The organism is Methanolobus vulcani, assembly GCF_900100715.1.
GTDB classification, from domain to species: Archaea; Halobacteriota; Methanosarcinia; order Methanosarcinales; family Methanosarcinaceae; genus Methanolobus; species Methanolobus vulcani.
The window spans coordinates 250,217-268,376 of record NZ_FNCA01000001.1 but is presented as its reverse complement, the minus strand read 5'-3'; the positions used below and the strand labels follow the sequence as shown (position 1 = coordinate 268,376).

14 protein-coding genes are annotated in these 18,160 nt (G+C 38.5%); 7 read left to right on the top strand and 7 right to left on the bottom strand.

Translation table 11 applies throughout. The features are described from left to right. Positions 1-126 precede the first annotated feature (126 nt). Positions 127-552 (top strand): VOC family protein, encoded by a 426-nt coding sequence (locus BLP52_RS01165; RefSeq protein WP_091707969.1) that lies wholly within the window; start codon positions 127-129, stop codon positions 550-552. A 192-nt stretch (positions 553-744) separates the two neighbouring features. Here the strand turns inward: BLP52_RS01165 and BLP52_RS01160 are convergent, their stop codons facing one another. Further along, positions 745-951: a hypothetical protein gene (locus BLP52_RS01160; RefSeq protein WP_091707966.1), complete on the bottom strand. Its 207-nt coding sequence runs from the start codon at positions 949-951 to the stop codon at positions 745-747. A 226-nt stretch (positions 952-1,177) separates the two neighbouring features. Between BLP52_RS01160 and BLP52_RS01155 the strand changes: the two genes are divergently transcribed. The 4 genes from BLP52_RS01155 to BLP52_RS01140 all read left to right on the top strand — a co-directional run bounded on the left by BLP52_RS01155 (position 1,178) and on the right by BLP52_RS01140 (position 4,684). Further along, on the top strand, positions 1,178-2,320 hold the full coding sequence (locus tag BLP52_RS01155) for a methanogenesis marker 9 domain-containing protein (protein WP_091707964.1): 1,143 nt from the start codon (positions 1,178-1,180) through the stop codon (positions 2,318-2,320). A 49-nt stretch (positions 2,321-2,369) separates the two neighbouring features. After that, complete coding sequence (locus tag BLP52_RS01150) at positions 2,370-3,326, top strand: triphosphoribosyl-dephospho-CoA synthase (protein ID WP_091707962.1); 957 nt, start codon at positions 2,370-2,372, stop codon at positions 3,324-3,326. Next, on the top strand, positions 3,326-3,913 hold the full coding sequence (locus BLP52_RS01145; RefSeq protein ID WP_091707960.1) for a DUF447 domain-containing protein: 588 nt from the start codon (positions 3,326-3,328) through the stop codon (positions 3,911-3,913). Before BLP52_RS01150 ends, BLP52_RS01145 begins: the two co-directional genes overlap by 1 nt. A gap of 66 nt (positions 3,914-3,979) precedes the next feature. Continuing rightward, a complete protein-coding gene (locus tag BLP52_RS01140; protein WP_091707958.1) occupies positions 3,980-4,684 on the top strand; it encodes a dihydromethanopterin reductase (acceptor) in 705 nt (234 codons plus the stop codon). A 23-nt stretch (positions 4,685-4,707) separates the two neighbouring features. On the opposite strand, the gene BLP52_RS01135 is transcribed toward BLP52_RS01140, so the two are convergent. The 5 genes from BLP52_RS01135 to BLP52_RS01115 all read right to left on the bottom strand — a co-directional run bounded on the left by BLP52_RS01135 (position 4,708) and on the right by BLP52_RS01115 (position 14,801). Continuing rightward, a complete protein-coding gene (locus BLP52_RS01135) occupies positions 4,708-5,379 on the bottom strand; it encodes a CehA/McbA family metallohydrolase (RefSeq protein WP_091707956.1) in 672 nt (223 codons plus the stop codon). A 248-nt stretch (positions 5,380-5,627) separates the two neighbouring features. Then, entirely contained in the window at positions 5,628-6,878 is a 1,251-nt protein-coding gene (hflX, locus tag BLP52_RS01130) for a GTPase HflX (protein WP_091707955.1), read from the bottom strand. 22 nt (positions 6,879-6,900) lie between these two features. Beyond that, positions 6,901-7,293 (bottom strand): DUF2209 domain-containing protein, encoded by a 393-nt coding sequence (locus BLP52_RS01125; protein ID WP_091707954.1) that lies wholly within the window; start codon positions 7,291-7,293, stop codon positions 6,901-6,903. Between the two features lie 72 nt (positions 7,294-7,365). Further along, positions 7,366-8,424: a tRNA-intron lyase gene (endA, locus tag BLP52_RS01120; RefSeq protein ID WP_091707952.1), complete on the bottom strand. Its 1,059-nt coding sequence runs from the start codon at positions 8,422-8,424 to the stop codon at positions 7,366-7,368. Between the two features lie 179 nt (positions 8,425-8,603). Next, positions 8,604-14,801 carry an S-layer protein domain-containing protein gene (locus tag BLP52_RS01115; RefSeq protein ID WP_162272917.1) on the bottom strand — a complete coding sequence of 2,066 codons (6,198 nt, stop codon included), beginning with the start codon at positions 14,799-14,801 and terminating at the stop codon, positions 8,604-8,606. A 196-nt stretch (positions 14,802-14,997) separates the two neighbouring features. Here BLP52_RS01115 and BLP52_RS01110 point away from each other — a divergent pair, with 196 nt between their 5' ends. Together BLP52_RS01110 and BLP52_RS01105 are read left to right on the top strand one after the other, a co-directional pair. Next, complete coding sequence (locus BLP52_RS01110; protein ID WP_202905702.1) at positions 14,998-15,216, top strand: DUF5652 family protein; 219 nt, start codon at positions 14,998-15,000, stop codon at positions 15,214-15,216. Between the two features lie 18 nt (positions 15,217-15,234). Continuing rightward, positions 15,235-16,431, top strand: a complete 1,197-nt coding sequence (locus BLP52_RS01105; RefSeq protein WP_091707948.1) for a glycosyltransferase — start codon at positions 15,235-15,237, stop codon at positions 16,429-16,431. Positions 16,432-16,474: 43 nt separating this feature from the next. On the opposite strand, the gene glgP is transcribed toward BLP52_RS01105, so the two are convergent. Then, positions 16,475-18,148: an alpha-glucan family phosphorylase gene (glgP, locus tag BLP52_RS01100; RefSeq protein ID WP_338011362.1), complete on the bottom strand. Its 1,674-nt coding sequence runs from the start codon at positions 18,146-18,148 to the stop codon at positions 16,475-16,477. Positions 18,149-18,160: the final 12 nt, after the last annotated feature.

Here is an 18,160-nt window from a genome sequence, read left to right as displayed (position 1 = left end):
CTGTAATACGTTAAGAATTCAACTATCCGGCTCTCAGAAGCTGCGCATTCATTGCCATTTTCTTGTGCTAAACTGCACAGGAATTGAAGAAAAAACGAGATAAATTGATTATGCCAGAGGTATAATATGAGACAAAAAATTAATGTAATTACACTTGGAGTAAGCGACTTCGAAAGATCAGTTGAGTTTTATGAGAAAGGGTTAGGTTGGAAAAGATCTTCTGCAAGTCAGGATCATCTTGCATTGTTTCCGCTTGGAGGAATTGTTCTCTCTCTTTATCCAAGAAATCTTTTAGCTGATGATGCAACAGTAAAAGATGAAACTACAGGATTTTCTGGAATTTCACTTGCCTACAATGCTAAAAGTGAAAAAGAAGTTGAAGATGTTCTCGAACATCTAAAAAAGATTGGGGCAACAATTGTAAAACCGGCACAAAAAGTATTCTGGGGAGGTTACAGCGGATACTTTAAGGATTTAGACGGACATTTATTTGAGGTCGCATTTAATCCATTCTGGGAACTTGATACAAATGATAATTTGGATCTGCCATGAAAATAACCTAAAAAAAAATGACTTGGGTGAAATTTTCCATATCGGAAAATCAATGGTATAATGTTAAATCAAATGGTATTACTCAAATATCAGACCTTAAAGAAAGTGTTTGGAGAAACTTAAAGATTAACACGTAAGTCTGATGATCACTTTTTTTTGGAAATATGTTTCTATTTAAAAAAAGAAAGATGATTAATCCTCGACTTCAAGAGCCTGGATTATATCATGGACTGTAAGCTCACCTCTGGCAACCCTGAGAACCATCGGATAGATGAAAGAACAATCATCAATTGCATTCCAGCGCTTTTCTCCTACGGTTCTTATTACCTCATCCATTACCTTTCCACACTCATCACAATACTTTGTTTCACTTTCAATACCACAAACAATACAGTTCATGAATTTACCTCCACATTTACATTATTCATAGACTCATATGTGTGAATCTATGGTTATTTTAAATGTCTGTGCTGATAGTATATAGGCTTTAAGCCTAAACACTATTTTGCAGGAAAATAACTCAAAACAAGGCGCAATTTTAATAATAGAACCTATCATTATTCAGCGGCATAGAAGACAATTCAAATCAATCTTGATATATATTATATTTACCTGAGGTAAAAACGTGTCTGATGATCTTTTTGATATTAAGGTAGGTGATTTCTCTTTCAGAAATCCAATAGCGCTTGCACCCATGGGGGGAATTACAAACAGTACTTTTGCGAATGATAAAGCAAATGATGCAGGACTTGTGATCCTTGGAGGATATAACCTCGACTCTGCAACACAGAAAGCCGCTGCAGAAATGGTTTCCCGTGGAAGAAAGGAATTTGAGTCCCATGAGCCTCTTAAGGTTATAGAGAACGAGATAAAAGCTATGAATGAAGGGCCTGTTGTCGGGATTAATGTGAGGAGCTCAAAGGTCGACCCTCTCATAAAGGCAGCAGAGATTGTAAAGGATGCCGGTGCCATACTTGAACTTGATGCCCACTGCAGACAAAAGGAAATGACAGATATCGGTGTCGGACAGGCATTGCTAAATGATATTCCAAAGCTTAGCGAATGGATATCAAAGGTCAAGGAAACAGGGGTCGTGCTCTCTGTAAAAGTACGTGCAAATGTTGTTGATGATATTGAACTTGTAAAAGCAATAGAAGCTGCCGGTGCAGACATACTTCACCTTGATGCCATGAAGGAAGGTACCGGTGCAGACCTGAAACTCATAAAAGAGATTCGCGACTCTACCAGAATGTTCCTCATTTGCAACAACTCTGTCACTGACATTGAGGCTGCAAAGGATATGTTCACAAGGGGAGCTGAAATGGTTTCTGTGGCACGTGTTGTTCTGGATGAGCCTGGCATAATAAGTCAGCTTGTGAACAGGATCTCAATACAGCAGGAAGACATGGGTTGGTACAACGCACCTAAACATGTTTGCCGCGGTGAAGGCGACCTTAGAGGACTTGCATTCTGCTGCCTGCCTGTAAAACCATGTCCGGTTCACCACAACATTTCCAAGCTTGGCTATTCCGCACAGGAATTTGCAGATATAAAGATGGAATTTGCAAAAGGCACAATGCTTGAATATGGCGATAGCACATGTTTTGGCAGTCTTGTATGGTGCTGTAAGATATCAAAACCATGCTATCTGAGAGATGGAGTACTTGAAACCCTTGGTCTTTCAGATTCAGAGTACATGCGCCTTAAAAAGGAACTTGCAGATTACATACTTGAGCACGCTAAAAAGCCTATCAACAGTCAGGCATGAATAGCAAAATTAAAATCACATCTTAGCTAGAAGATAGAAGAAGGTACAGATGATCGATTCTCTCTACACAATTGACAGGGGGGCTTATCCTCTGCCAGCACATATTGCACGGTGTGCGCAGCTTGCCATGTGTCTTGAGGTTTCCTCTTCACCTAAACCCGGGAATATTGACAGGTTCAGTGATTATGAAGATACAAGATACGAGCACTTCCTTGCATCTGCAAGTGCTGTTTATCCTGTAATTGAAGAAGCAGTTTCCTGCGAGACTGGTGTAGGGAGACTTATAAAAAGCGCAGTTAATGAAAGCATGTGCTGGCAGAAAGGCGGCAATACCCATTTCGGGGCTTTTCTGTTACTGATACCTTTTGCAATGGCTGCCGGAGAGCTGTTTGAGGAAGATGAAACATTTACTATCCAGCAACTAACAGAGTCTGCTTACAGGATAGTCAAAAATACTACAACTGCAGATTCAGTGGATTTCTATAGTTGTTTTGATGTTGCAGGTGTCAAGGTCAATTCCGTTGATGAATTCGATCTTCAAAGCAACAGTGCTATAGATGAGCTCCATGAAAAGGACATGAGCCTTTACAAACTCATGGACATTGCCAGAGGTTATGATATCATAGCCAATGAATGGGTCACGGGTTTTAAGAGATGTGCCCGTTGTGCGGAACTGATAATTGATGGTATGAACGGCCTGGAAGCTCCCAGGCTTCAGGCTGATATTAATAATGTTACCGTTTATGCATTTCTGAAGATGCTTTCTGAGAATGAAGACACATTCATAAGCACTAAATATGATACGAATACGGCTCTTTATGTATCTGAAAAAGCTAAAGGGATACTTGAGCAAATGTATAATATCGGTGAAGACTTTAATAGTATATTACCATTGATCGAGAAACTGGATAAGGAGCTTCTTCAAAAGAAGATAAACCCGGGTTCCACAGCAGATATGGTCATTGCAGGTCTGTTCATAGCATTACTTGCCGGAGTCCGATTTTAATGCACATAAAATTGAATCTTGAGGATTACGGGATATACGAAGGCATTTCGGAAACTATTGTTACAACAAATCGAGGATGGTCTATGAATGCTGCACCCATGGGTATTATTCGCAGAAATGACAAACTTTTTGTGCGTCTTTTTAAAGGGTCCACCACTTATGATAATGTGTTGTCAGAAAAGGTCCTTGTTGCAAATACCACATGGGATGCCATCACTTTTGTAAACTCAACATTTTCCGATCTGAAAGACTCTGAATTTGACTCTACCAATGTTAATGGAAGGACTATCGTAGCTCTCAAGGAGGCACAGTGCTGGGTGGCTTTTGAATGTATCAATATTAAACTCACATCTGACGCTCTGGTTGCTGAACTCATTCCTTTGAGAACACATGTCAATAAATGCCGGATAAGAGCTCCAAATCGTGGGATTTTTGGTGTAATTGAGGCATGCATCCATGCAACCAGATACCAGCTTACAGGTGAGGACAAGTACCTCAAACTCATCAAGGCATATGGTGATATTGTGGATAAATGCGGCGGGGAAAAAGAAAAGGAAGCCATGAAACTGCTCTATGGTTATCTGTAATCATTCGGATTCAATGCAAAATCAAGTATATTAAAGTATATAACACAGAAGGACTATTTTCTCCCTATGGCAAAAACGATAGCATGGGGAATTACCGGAGCAGGCCATTTTCTCACCTCAAGTTTTGAAATATTCAGCCAGATGAAAAGTGAATACGATATCAGAGTGAACACTTTCCTTTCCAGTGCTGCCGAAGAAGTTGTGAGGATGTATGGACTTGAGCAGGAACTGGAAAAGATATCCTGCGGTGAATACCTAGAGGAAGTTTTCCTTGAAACGCAGCAGGGTAAGAGCTGGCCTAAGACCGGACGTTTCCTGCTAGACAAATATGATGCCCTTGTAGTCACACCAGCCACATCAAATACGGTTTCCAAGATAGCACACGGCACGGCAGATTCACTTGTAAGCAACGCGGTTGCCCAGGCTGTAAAAGGTGGTGTGCCTGTATATGTGGTCCCTGTTGATATTGCAGGTGTTGTTATATCAGAGCTTCCTTATGGCATTGCCAGGGAAAAATGCCAGAAATGTGACTCATGTCCTCCAAAGGATAATTGTCCAAATGGTGCGATAACCGATCAGATAGATCTGCTCAAATGCAGTGGCTGTGGTATCTGTAAAGACCTCTGCAACTACAATGCAATAAAAGGCGGTCCTGTTGAGCTTAAAGTAAGGGATATCGATGCAAGGAACGTAGAGATAATAAAGGAACTGGAAGGCATTAGCATACTGGAAAAACCGGAAGATATACCTCTAATTATGGATGAGATATAATTTAAATCATGACTGCTTATTTTTTATCTCATTCCAAGACGTCTTGTGAGTTTATTCATATGCCCTATGAACATTTGTTTTACCACAAATGACATCGGTGTTTTTCCGCCTCCAGGACTTGTCTTTCCTGTCCTGATAGCATCCAGCACTTCTTCAGCGGTTGTGGCGTTAGTATCAATTTCAGTATATGACCTGCCAACCATTTCCGCTTCATGTGAATCACTTCCGCCAACCATAGGAAATCCAAGTTCTTCTGCGGCTTCTCGGGCTTTATTATTGGGGCCATCGGTCACACACCTTGAATTAAGGACTTCGATTGCATCTGCATCCAGACCCTCAATATAACCTATTCCATGGGATGTCAGTTTAAAGGGGTGTGGTATTATAACTACTGCTCCCTGCTGACGTGCCTTTTTGATGGTCTCTTCTGGACTGAGTCCAGGTTCAATCGGCTCAGTGATCCCAAGAGCAAGTATGTGGCCTTTTGAGGAACTAACTTCAACACCTGGAATGACAATCAGTTTTGAGCCGAGCTCTTCTGCTCTTTTTGCACAGACAAAACCGCCTTCTATGCGGTCGTGATCACATATTGCAAACCCATCTAGCCCATTTTCAGCAGCAGATTCAAGAATATCATCCAGACTGGCGTTGCTGTCTTTGGAATAACAGGAATGAACGTGAAGATCGAACTTCATGTAAGCAACTTGGTCGTAAAGGTTAATAAAGATATTTAGATTCAACGTTTAAAACGAAGGTCGAATCAAACAATGTGTGATTAATAGAAAAACTGCGAACGGGGATAGAATTTTGGTGGTTGGGTGGTTGGATAGGATTGGTGGTACATTAGAGTGTTTTCCCGTTCGCATATGTACTAACTACCTGATAGCATATATATATAACGCTGTATATGAAAAATTTTACATCTCACAGCTGTATATACATGTTATGATAGTCCATTCACTAAAGATATGGCTTTATTTATAACTTTATCCCTTGCTTCAAAATCAATTGAAATTACATCAGTGTAATTGATATCGTGAACAAGCCCCTCATCATATATCCATGCTACAAGTGACATACCTTCTTCTGATAGTGGTATTATAAGTTCTATCCTTTTCCATTCAGGAAGAATGTTTCTAATCTCGGATTTGAGTTGTTCAAATCCAAAACCGGTTTTTGCAGATACAGCAACAGAGTTAGGTGCAAGATACGCAAGACCTGTGAACTTTTCCTGCAGTTCATCATCTGTGATTAGGTCTATCTTGTTAAAAACAGTCACAATGGCAACATCCTGCAACTGATCCCACATTGTCTCATGACATACAAGAAGTTTTTTGCGTACAGTCTCGAAAGGCTCCGATGAATCCACTACAAGAAGAACAACATCTGCAAGGAATATCTCATCAAGTGTTGACCTGAAAGCATCAACCATCCAGTGTGGAAGGTCTTCTATAAATCCTACAGTATCCGTGATAAGAATGTCACGACCCTCTACTTTAAGTGATCTTGTGGTAGGCAACAGTGTGGTGAACAACATGTCCTTTGACTCGACATTTTCATCCACGAGTGCATTGAAAAGAGTGCTTTTTCCTGCATTAGTGTAACCTGCAAGGGCTGCAAGTGAGAAGCCTTTTGAATGGCGGTGTGTCCGCAAGGACTCATTATCCTTCTGTATAGTTTCAAGCTCATTTCTGATACGTGTCATACGGTTCTTGATATCCTGTGCATATGAGTCCTCATAACCACCAAGTCCCATAAAACCAGGTCTTTCATCCTTTTTAAGGATAGATATCACTGCTCTGGCACGAGGAAGTTCATATTCCAGTCTTGCAAGTTCTACTTGTAATTTAGAACGGTGGGTAGTGGCTCTGGTTGCGAATATCTCAAGGATAAGCTGAAATTTGTCAATGGTTTCACAACGGCATGTTTCTGAAATATTATATATCTGCATGGTGCTGAGAGGGTTGTGGAATATTATCTTATCGGGTCTCAGGTCTACTACAACCTGTGCCAGTTCCTCAACCTTTCCCCTTCCAAGATGATATTTACGGTCAGGATGACGTGTCTGCATCATTTCAAAAATTATTTCATAGCCTGCGGCTCCGGCAAGTTCGCGAAGCTCATTCATCTGAAGCTCATTTTTTTCATCTTCAGACCTGGGGTCATTCCGTTTAACTAAAATAGCACGCATCATATGGATACCTTATATGGGCATTTCACTGGATGTCCAGTTCTTTTAAAAGAAGCTTTCGTGAACTAAGAGATGCGTGGTGAGCAATCTCAATGCATCGCCTTTCACTGATCGATTCCTGATATTTGAAATCCCGTGTGAACATACTATCAATTAACCATTGGGGTTTATTGTAGAAATCACCTGCTTCTGTGACAATGACACCATCGGACTTCAGTTCAGAAACAGTGGTCTCAACCATCTTCACAACTGATTGGATATCAGGGGCGGATCTACTCCTGAAAGATCTCAGAGCCATCTGGTTGACTTTCTCTATGTGATCTGCAGTGACAGAAACAGCAACTGCCGCACATACCATGAGATATTCATTATTTACTTTGTGTCTCCCGGAAATATCCACTGCGATTATATCAAACATCTTCTAAAGCAAAGACGGGTATATTATTTAAGTCTGAGCGGTTTTGAAGTTTGCTCTCTCTTATTTCTATAATCACATCTTAATTCTACCAATATCGATGTACTCAATAGCATCAGTAAATTTCACTGCATAGAGCATCTGTTTCCGTACGCTATTTGCAAGTCTGATGGCTCTGGACATTACGGGGAGTAAGAACTCATGATCATGTGGTATCGCATGTATCAGATATTTGGAGTGAGGAAGCTTGTCAGTTGAATGCAACTCGCTGTAAACCCTGAAGTGTGTACCGAACTTAAAGCCGGTCTTCGGGACAAATCCTCTGCTGCGAAGGTCAACATATGCACTGTACTTGCGTGTGAAATCAGGATCAATTGAAGCTGCAATTTCGGAGAATTCAGAGATGTCAGGAATTATTCCGTTATTGCTGTCCTTTATGTCTATTATGCCTTTATCAAGCAGGTAGGCAGATTCCACAAGTGACAACTGAAGACGCTCATTATCAAGTGGTTTACCGTAAAAGCCGTTCTCATAAAGAAGCCTGGATGTCTCGCCGTCCCAGACAAGAACGCGGTCTTCGAGCATCGTAACAGATACAGGCTTTTCCAGAGGGAGAATTTGTTCCATCTCGCCTTTAATGTCCAGTCTTTTTACTTCATAATATGTGATGTCACTTTCCTCGTCAACAATGGCAAGCACCATTTGTTTTCGGACGTTAAGCGCAGCATTATACTGGGTGAGCAAGTCTTTTAGTAGCATCGGTACACGTTCTGACCTGACATAAACGAACATCTTTGCCTGTGTCTTGCCGGGGTGGCCGCCTCTTGGATATACCCTGAAGTCAGTTACGCTGGGCTGGACATAGTAGCCTCTTTCACGGAGGTCTTTGTAAACGATGTATTTCAGTTCAAAGAACTGCTGTCTTTTTGATGCTTCTGTGAAAAACTCTTCAAATCCAAGGTTTTTTTCATCAAGAGTTATCTCAAGCTTGTTCTTATAAAGCAGATATGCGGCTTCAACAAGTGTGAGCTCAAGAACATCGCCCTTTGGACGACCATAGTATCCGGTGTTGTAAAGCTCGTTGATGGCCTGTTTCCCGGATCTTACCTTTTCTTTGACTAATTTTCCGATCAAAAAATTCACCTGAAATAATAAGAATGCGTTTAAGAGTTATAGGGATTCAAATATTGTACTATATATTTAACCGTGGTGGACTGTTTTATCTGTAAATTCAGAAAATGTAAGTATAACTGTAAATGTAAAATAGGCAGGTTATAAAAAAGATCGAGAACGAAAAACTAAATCTTTCAGCTTTAGTCCTTTCTCATGAGAGTCATGCAACAGATTACAAGCACAAATGCGGCTATTGAAGTAACACATTCAAATCCAGGTGTGCTTTGTAATGCAGTTTCAGTTAGCTCTTCTTCAACATCATTATTGTTTTCAACTGAATCTGTTGACATTTTTGCGGAATCTGAATTAGAGTTCTGTTTTTCTTCCTCAGAATCACCAACGATTGCAAAAGGAGACAATCCTGATGTTCTTGCTTCAAAGTGTAGATACTCATCATCCTTGTCGGTCATATCCGTATTAAGTTCTTCCCATTCTCTATCTGAATAGTGCAACAGCCTTATAGAACCCTCATCTATTCCATTGTCTTCAAGCCACTGCCTGCTTACCTTAAATCCAATCACACAGTCCTTGATATTGTCTGAATCTGAGAATCCTGATTTTCCAACCCATATGTTGAGGTTTCGGTACACTGTTCCTTCAGGTTCCTTGTCCACAAGAGCAGATGTATCATGCAGGCATTCAATGGTTGCAGATATCTTACCCCAGTTACGGGAAGCTGTGAACTGGATGAATTCTATTTCATTGTTCTCATTATCAAAGTCATAGTGTGTGACTGAATCTTTGGTTATAAACTCTGATTTTACATCCTTGAATGCGATGTTTTCGTAGGTTTCGCCGGTGGTTCCACCACCGCCTCCTCCGCCACCACTGGAGCTGGAGGTTGTTGAAACAGAATTGGAGCCTGAAGCTGTATTAACAAGAATATTTGTTGATACTTCGCTGGACCAGTCTCCGTTGTCATCTTTGATCTTAAAATATATTGTATGATTACCTACCGAGAGATTGGACGTTGTGAAGCTGGATTCTGTGCTTAACTGGCCATCTATGTTGGAACGCCAGTTGTAGGCAGTAATTGAACCATCTGAATCAGTACCATTACCGTAGAAGCTTATCTCTGAGCCGAACATTATGCTGTTTGTTGAAAGGAATAACGAAGATACAGATGGTACACAATTATTTATGGAGCCTGTAGGTTCATATTCTCTATAAGGATAGAAACGTAATGAATCACTGTCAGCAATTCTTAGTTTGATACCTTCAGCAAGTTCTATTTCGTATCCCTTTCCTATAGGAATGCTTCTAAAATTAACCATATGGATATTGTTCTCTGTGATAGAATCAACTACAAATTCTCCAAATCTATCTCTAGTATTTATTGCAAGATAACTTTTAGAATCTACTAACCAGATACCATTCAGTACTATATAACTGTCTGATTGTCCAGAGGATATTTCTTTGATATTTGTGCGGAGAAAAATAACATTTTCCTGAAAGCCTATATCTTCCTGACATTCCAGAGTAAACTCTCCAGCAAAAGAATCTATATTTTCACTGAAAAGTAGTTCTCCGTTCTTTAATAGGCTTATAACAGCAGTATTATTGTCTTCAATATCGTTTGCTACCAATTCATAGCCATCTGAAAACTCCAGCGGCGAACCAATTTTCAAAGTATATTGTGAATCTGAATCGATGATCAGTTTTACTAATTCATCCGGTCTGTTGTCTTTAAGAGATACATATTCTTCCCCGAAAATACCAATCATAGGGTACGTTTCATTATATGATGCATTGTTTTCAGGAGTAAAATTTGCAGCATATTCTTTTTGAAGAAGTGTGGAGAAATATGTGATTCCTCCTTCCTCAATAGATGTATTTGAAATATGGCTTATATCAAGTTGCTCATTTCCTATGTTTTCTTCAAAGTCATATACGAAGCCTGCAAAGTTCTTGTAATCCCAGGATAATTTATCATTCCATGTAATTGGTCCGGTTGCTACCGTGCCCCGAATTTCATATTCATTAGTAGAGTAAATATCCTTTTTGAGATAGAAATTATGCTCACTTGAATTTGAGAGCTTTATTGAGAGGTACGGTGCTATATCTGTCTCAGTTCCAGCTTTCAGAATGATGTCATCATAATTATTAGACATGGAAATTCTGTTATTATCCAAAAGATCAACATCTAATTCATTGAACTTGTCACCATAGCCAATTTCAAGCAGATTATCTTCATTGCTGTCGATCATCCACATTCCTTCTATTACTACAAGGGCATCTACTTGACCCTGAAATACGTCACTTACAAGTAGTCTGTAGACAAGCACATGAGACTCGTTTCCAAGGTCTGAGTAATATTCCCATATTGCTAATCCATCACTTACATCTATTACTTCATCTTCAACAAACTCTCCATTTCGGGATAGTTCTATCCAGACTTTATTTCCTTCAACATCAATCTGTTTTGCTGTGAGAGCATATCCATCTGCAAGTTCAAGGGGTGAGTTTGTTCTTAATGTATATTTGTTACCAGTGTCAACTAGCAATCTTGCAAACTGACATTTTGTACTAGTTTTAATTTCTGTAATGGGGACATATGGGTCACCAAAAATTCCTATTATTGGATAAGTTTCATTTAGTAAATATCTGGTGTTTTCAAAATCTGCTTTATACACCACCCGTTGAACAGAAGTCAGATAGTTGATGCCATATTTCCCGATTTTAATGTCGCTGGTTCCTGTATCTGTCATGTTTTTGATACAAATGGTTTCAGTTGACAGATTTCTGTCCAGATCATAGTAAAAACCTGGAAAGTTGGATGCATTGATTTCTATATAAGAACCGTTGCTATTAAGAGCTCCTATATCATTACTGTCATATATAGGGCTTCTAACTTCGATATTTCCTTCATGAGTAATATCAACTGAAGTTGGTGGTTTTACAATTATCCATTCCCAATTGACAGTATCTGTACCATTTCCATTTGATACAAAGGCAGTTATGTCATAATCTCCTGATGCATATGTATCTGGACAAAAGGATGCATCTGTTATGGAATAATTGATCTGTTTGTAATCACCATCTAAATACCATAATACATCAGAGGGATAATCCAAACGAATATTAACCGTAGGATTGTCATTTTGGTAACTTCTTATTCTGGTTTCATAAGAATCAATATTTGCTGGTGTATTTTCAGGTATTGTCTTTTCAATTACCGGATAGTAATAGAGTGTACTGTTATCTGCAACTTCTAATTTCAAACTATTATAAATATCAAATCTTTCTCCTGATAATAGATTGATATAATCCGAATTTGAGAAAGTAATAGAATTCTCTGAAATATCAGTTACTTCTAGTAAACCCTCTTTATCCGAAATCTCAAAATTCAGTATATCTTCAAAGTCCAAAATCCAAACACCATCAATTATAAATTGTTTTGAAACTGGTCCTTCTATTTTTTTAATATGCAATTTCATAACTCTGACATCGTCTACACCAGCAATGTCATCTTCCCACTTCCATATAGCATCTTGAGATACCGGGTCAAAAGTGATTTTGTTATCAAAAGAACTTCTGCCATATATACAGTTGTCTTTTTTAAAGTCTATATACAAATCATCTTCTTCTTCATCGTATGAATAATGGATGCCATAGCCATCCTTAAAATCAATATTACCACTTCCAGTCACAACATATTCTTTATTTGTATCAAGAAGCAGTTTTCCAAGTTTTGCCGGATTTCCCTGTTCTAAAGGTATGTACTTTTCTCCGAGTATACCTACAACTTCGTATTGCTCTCCGTCAGAATTTAATTCATCACATGTGAAATTAGTTTTCTGGATAGTTGTTGTGTATGTAAGGTTTCCTGGGTGGATTATTTTTTCAGTATTTGTCAAAGGTTCCGCTATTTTCAATACTTCTGAAGATATATTATTGTCAACATCATAGAACAGACCCGCAAAATTAGAATAATCCCATAATTTTGGGCCTGTTGCAATAGCACCTGGGATATCATATTGTGTTGATTGATTATATGTTTTTATCAGACAGAAACGTAATGCATCTGAATCAGCAACTTTAAAACAAAGGTCATTGGCAACCGGTATAATACGATCTTTTTCAAGAACAATACTATTCAAATTGTTCATAATAATTGAATTATTATCAACCAGCTGAACTTCCATTTCATTAAATATTGATCGTGCATCTACATCTATGGGATTTTCAAAGTCTACTAACCATATACCTTCAGTAATAACAATTCTGTCAACTGAACCTATGAATACGTCAGTAACAAGCAATCTAAAAACAATAACATTGTCTTCATCACCAATATCCAGATAATATTCCCATGTTGCAGGACCACTGGAAATATCAATAATTTTATCTTCGATGAACTCTCCATTTTGGGATAGTTCCATCCAGACTTTATCTCCTTCAATATTAATTTGTTTTGCAGTAAGTTCGTAGCCCTCCGGGAGCTCTAAAGTAGAACTTGTTCTAATTGCATGTGTGTCGTCACTATCTAAAAGTAATTTAGCAATTTCATCTGGCTTTTCATCAGAAATTGATACATACCTATCACCAAAGAATCCTATTGATGGATAGGTGGTAGGATATGTAGATCCATACACCTCTTCGTTATCAAAGTCTGCTTCGTAAGCTACCTGAAGTATTTCAGTTTTGTAATTGAGTCTTCCTTCTTCGAGAGTTCTGCCATCTGTTGATTGGTTAGTATTTGTGGAATTGTAAATTCTTAATGACTCACTGCCCGTACTGGTATCCAGATCATAGTTAAAGGCTTTGAAATTTGAAGAGTTTATTTCGATTGCAGGATACCCGGTTTCGGTGTCAATGGCATTCTCTCTAAAAATAGAGAAGAGGTCACTTCCATTATAAACCTGACTTCTAATGTATGCTTCATTGTCATTTTCAACAGTCAAGTGACTTGTAACTTCTGCTGACCATTCATCTTCATTGTCTTTTACTTTGTAATAGATTGTATGATTTCCAGGTGACAATGTGTTTGTGCTGAAGTAAGCATCATCACTTAATTTACCATCAATGCTTGATTCCCAGCTATATTCCTGGATGTAACCATCGTAGTCAATACCTATTCCTGCAAAGTGAACGTTCTCACCGGTTTTTACATATCCGGGAGATATTGAGAATATTGAAGCTTCAGGAGGGAGATTCTGATAAGAATAAAGAGGTAAATTGTCTACATTATTCTGATTAAGATTATAGGTTTCATCACAGATCCCATCTTCATCAGTATCTAGATGTGTCTGGCAAAAATCTGTTCCATCAGGATTGGTCCAGCAGTTTCCTCCAAGATAAGGTCCACCAACAATATTTTCTCCTGCTGTTTTATCGATATTCCATCTGTTAGATGCATTAGAATATTGTTTCAGGTTTACATCGTTATTGAAATAATTGTTATATATCATATTTCCGGAAGAACCGTAAGCGATGTACATTCCTTCCATGTAACTGCCTTCTATATCATTTCCTGAGATTAAGTTCCCTGTATTGTCACGATTTAAAAACAATGCAATTCCACTTGCTACTGCCAGATTAGGGGTAACGTAAGAGTTCAATACTAAATCAGTGTTATTTTTGCTATCATTTTCGTTTGAGGAGATTAGTATCTCTTTTGTAATAAGTTCAAATTCGTCAGGACAATCAATATTTGAAGAATCAACACTAAAAGAGTTAACATTTGATGATGAAATTTCATAATAGTAAGTGTGAATTATAGAATTGTTGATTAATGAATTGTTGTGGGACGATTCATGGAAATATATGCCATATATGTTGTCGTCCTGTAAATGATTTTCAAAAACAGTATTGTTGCAGGATCTCACGAGGTCAAATCCAATAAAGTCATTAGATGAATACGTTGATTTTATTTCATTGTCATTACTTTCAAAGAGGCATAATCCGATATAAGTGTTAGATTTCAGGGTGTTATTGAAAACTTCATTATTATCTGAATTGTTGAGGTAAATACCATATTTGTTTGATTCAACGATGTTGTTCTCTATAAGGCAACCTGATGACTCATAAAGGAATACTGCTTTAGAAGAATCTGCACCAGTTACAGTAAAACCTTTCAGTGCGACATCATCTGAATTGATAAATATTGCATAATTTTGATTATCAACTGATCTTATTACAACAGTTTCAGGATTGTTTAACTCAGACCTTATACTTATTGGCTTATTAATCAATAGATTTTCAGAATATAATCCGGGAAAAACTACAATGTCATCGCCAGAACTTGCATTTTCAATTGCATCCTGAATAGACGTATAGTCTCCAGTTCCAGACAAATCTACTGTAATAGTCTCAGCCATTGCATTTCCTGCAAGCATAAAAGAGATACATATATACAGAATCAACAACGTTTTTAAATAATGATATTTCATATCAATAACCCATCATAATTACTATATTTCTTATATTTAAAATTAATTTATTTATCCTGTACGATACTAATAAATAATTTTTGTATAAACACGGACAAGCTTTTATACACTAAGAATCCAAATTTATATGGGAGTGTAAAATATGCTAGGAATGACGCTACTGTCATATCAAAGTCCGGCATTCATGGCTTTTTTCATAGTACTGGTCCTGTGGGAAGTACTTTGGAAAGGTGTCGGTTTATGGAAAGCTGCAAGAAATGATGATAAGTACTGGTTTATTGCGATATTGATAATCAATACACTGGGAATTCTGCCTATATTATATATCTATATTTTCCGGAAAAGTAAGAAAGGGATCTGACCATGGGGAGTAGGTTAGATGGAACTCAGTCATGGAATATTAGACAAAATCGAAGAAATAGGTGAAGTTGATGTAGTAATAGGCATCCTTACTAAAAATGTTGAGCCTACCATACTTCACGTAATAAACGTTGTCAGGGAAGGAGTATTACAATACCTTTCACAGTACAGGACACTAATTGTTGTTGCAGATGGTTTTTCCACAGACAGGACTGCAGAACTTGCAGGAATGTTTGAAATAGAACCTGTACAAAAGTTAGTTATTGAGCAGATGGGAGTACCTGGAAAAGGAGACGGAATACACACTGTAATGGAAATTGCCCATGAAACTAATTCAAAAACTGTCGCCTTTGTAGACGGGGATCTTTTGTCCATCAAAGGAGAATGGATACAGGAAATGGTCATGCCCGTTCTCTATGGAAGAACAGATCTTGTAGTGCCATTTTATGTCCGGGACAAATTTGACGGAGTTATTACCAACAATCTTGCATACCCATTCACAAAAGCATATTATGGAAGCGATATCAGGCAACCAATAGGAGGAGAGTTCTGTATTTCCAGAAAGCTCATGGAAATATTACGTAATCATCCTCTTTTCCCTTCGGATTTTGGAATCGACATATTCATTACAACCGTTGCTGCAGCAGAAAGAGCAAGAATAAGAGAAGCCATGCTAGGTCTGAAACTCCATGAATCTACAACAAAGTATCTTGACCCAGAATCATCTCTTATACCAATGTTCAGACAGGTGGTTACAACTATGTTTGATCTGGCAGTCTATTACTCATACCGGAGTGAAAAGCCTGCAAAGACTGACATAATAGTTTCAGATTACTATGGACCTATACCTGTTCCGGTGGAGGTGAACAGGGAGAAAATGATGGAAACAGTGGCAACACGTTATGATGAATACAATGAGATATTTGAAAGGATACTGCCGAAAGAGATACTTGAAATTACACATAAATTCCCGGAAGGCAATGCAGCACTTGATGCAGAAAGCTGGGCAATATGTGTCTGGCACATGTTTCAGGAATATTCAAAAACAAAGGATGATACACTGATAGACGCGCTCCGTGTACTCTGGCTTGCAAGATTTGTGGAATTCTACAACGAATGCAAGGATATGAACTTTATTGAAGCTGAAGTAGCTATCCGTGAAAATGCAGCTATATTTGAAGATCTGAAATGTGAAATATTGAAGAAAAACCCATGAAACAAATGGCATAACTTGTGCTAAGAAAAGAGTGAAGCCTGCTTTAGAGGTAGGCTTCAGTAACATAACGATGCATCATCCTGTGGCTATTGAAATAGTAAGCGATCATCTCAATGGAATTATTCATGAGATTTATCCATTCATCCTTCCTGCAATAGTACTTTGGGATCATGATGTATTCTAGTTTATTATATAGGTCGTCAAGTTCCATCATTCTGATCTGCTCAGGAGTTTTCTCATCTTCAGGTTTTGGGCCAATGGCATAACCAGTAATACCTTCTACACAACCTTCTATCCACCAGCCGTCAAGCACACTGAAATTCACAACACCATTGTGGGCCGCTTTCATTCCACTTGTACCGGATGCTTCCAGTGGTTTCTGCGGGTTGTTAAGCCATATATCCACGCCTGAAACCATTTTCATAGCAATGTCTATATCATAATTCTCAAGGTAAGCAATCTCGATCTCTCCCTTTAGCTCCTTTGCATATTGGTGTATCTTTTCAATGAATCCCTTACCCATGGTATCGCGAGGATGAGCTTTTCCTGCAAAAATCAACTGGATCTTACCTGCTTCATTGACTTTCCTGAGTCTGCTAAGGTCTGAAAAGATAAAGGTCGGCCTCTTATATTCAGTTACACGTCTAGCAAAGCCAATTGTCAGGGTATTGTAATCCATCTTGGTATCACATTTACTATTAACAAAGTCAATAAGCTCCTTCTTTGCAGCTTTGTGAGCATCCCATATCTCATTATCAGGAATGCTCCTAACTCTTACAAGAAGTTCAGGTTCATTTGCCCAGCCAGGTAGATATTTGTCATATAGTTGTCTGAAATGTGGGGTAACCCAGGTGTATGAATGAACACCATTAGTAATGGAATTGAACTTGTATCCGGGAAACATCTTCTGGGATATTTCCCTGTGTCTTTTTGCAACCCCGTTGATATAGTTGGAGAGATTCAGTCCAAGAAGAGTCATGTTCAAATCATGTTCTCCACCATACTTTTTCAGAGTTTCAAAATTAACATAGTCACTCATTAAGTCAAGTACAATGTCATGCAAAAAAACATCATGACCACTTTTAATTGGCGTATGGGTAGTAAAAACACAGTGTTCTTTAACCTTTTCAGCATTCATGTTGTTCTGACGCAATAGTTCAATAGCAAGCAGGCTTGAGTGACCTTCATTCATGTGATATTTGGATATGGAACAACCCAGGCAGTTCAGCATTCTCACTCCACCTATACCAAGTATCATCTCCTGCTTGAGTCTGTATTTCCTGTCACCGCCATAAAGACTATAAGTAATTTGCCTGTTATCAGGAGAATTCCCTTCAAGATCAGTGTCAAGGAAAAGTACGGGAACTTTCTCTTCAGTCATACTTTTGTGTTCATAAAGCCATGCTTTGACCTTTACGTCCTTGTTCTGTATCTGAACAGTTACTTCATGTGGCAAAAGTTCCATATAATCAGCTGGCGCCCAGTCCTGATGATGTTCTGTTTGCCTGCCCTCTGAATCGAGCTTCTGCATAAAATATCCTTTTCTGTTAAGAAGAGTAACGGCAATCAAAGGAAGACCAAGATCAGCACTCGCCCTTATAGTATCTCCTGCCAGAATACCCAGACCACCGCTGTAAGTAGGCATTTCATTCTTCAGTCCTATCTCCATGGAAAAATAGGCGATTTTTCTTCCTTTCAATCCTGAGATATTGTACATGTTCTCCATACA

Bases quoted from the DNA above. Each gene is read 5' to 3' on its own strand.
- BLP52_RS01165 (WP_091707969.1), top strand. From the start codon at position 127: ATGAGACAAAAAATTAATGTAATTACACTTGGAGTAAGCGACTTCGAA.
- BLP52_RS01160 (WP_091707966.1), bottom strand. From the start codon at position 951: ATGAACTGTATTGTTTGTGGTATTGAAAGTGAAACAAAGTATTGTGAT.
- BLP52_RS01150 (WP_091707962.1), top strand. From the start codon at position 2,370: ATGATCGATTCTCTCTACACAATTGACAGGGGGGCTTATCCTCTGCCA.
- BLP52_RS01145 (WP_091707960.1), top strand. From the start codon at position 3,326: ATGCACATAAAATTGAATCTTGAGGATTACGGGATATACGAAGGCATT.
- BLP52_RS01140 (WP_091707958.1), top strand. From the start codon at position 3,980: ATGGCAAAAACGATAGCATGGGGAATTACCGGAGCAGGCCATTTTCTC.
- BLP52_RS01135 (WP_091707956.1), bottom strand. From the start codon at position 5,379: ATGAAGTTCGATCTTCACGTTCATTCCTGTTATTCCAAAGACAGCAAC.
- hflX (WP_091707955.1), bottom strand. From the start codon at position 6,878: ATGATGCGTGCTATTTTAGTTAAACGGAATGACCCCAGGTCTGAAGAT.
- BLP52_RS01125 (WP_091707954.1), bottom strand. From the start codon at position 7,293: ATGTTTGATATAATCGCAGTGGATATTTCCGGGAGACACAAAGTAAAT.
- BLP52_RS01115 (WP_162272917.1), bottom strand. From the start codon at position 14,801: ATGCTTGCAGGAAATGCAATGGCTGAGACTATTACAGTAGATTTGTCT.
- BLP52_RS01110 (WP_202905702.1), top strand. From the start codon at position 14,998: ATGCTAGGAATGACGCTACTGTCATATCAAAGTCCGGCATTCATGGCT.
- BLP52_RS01105 (WP_091707948.1), top strand. From the start codon at position 15,235: ATGGAACTCAGTCATGGAATATTAGACAAAATCGAAGAAATAGGTGAA.
- glgP (WP_338011362.1), bottom strand. From the start codon at position 18,148: ATGTACAATATCTCAGGATTGAAAGGAAGAAAAATCGCCTATTTTTCC.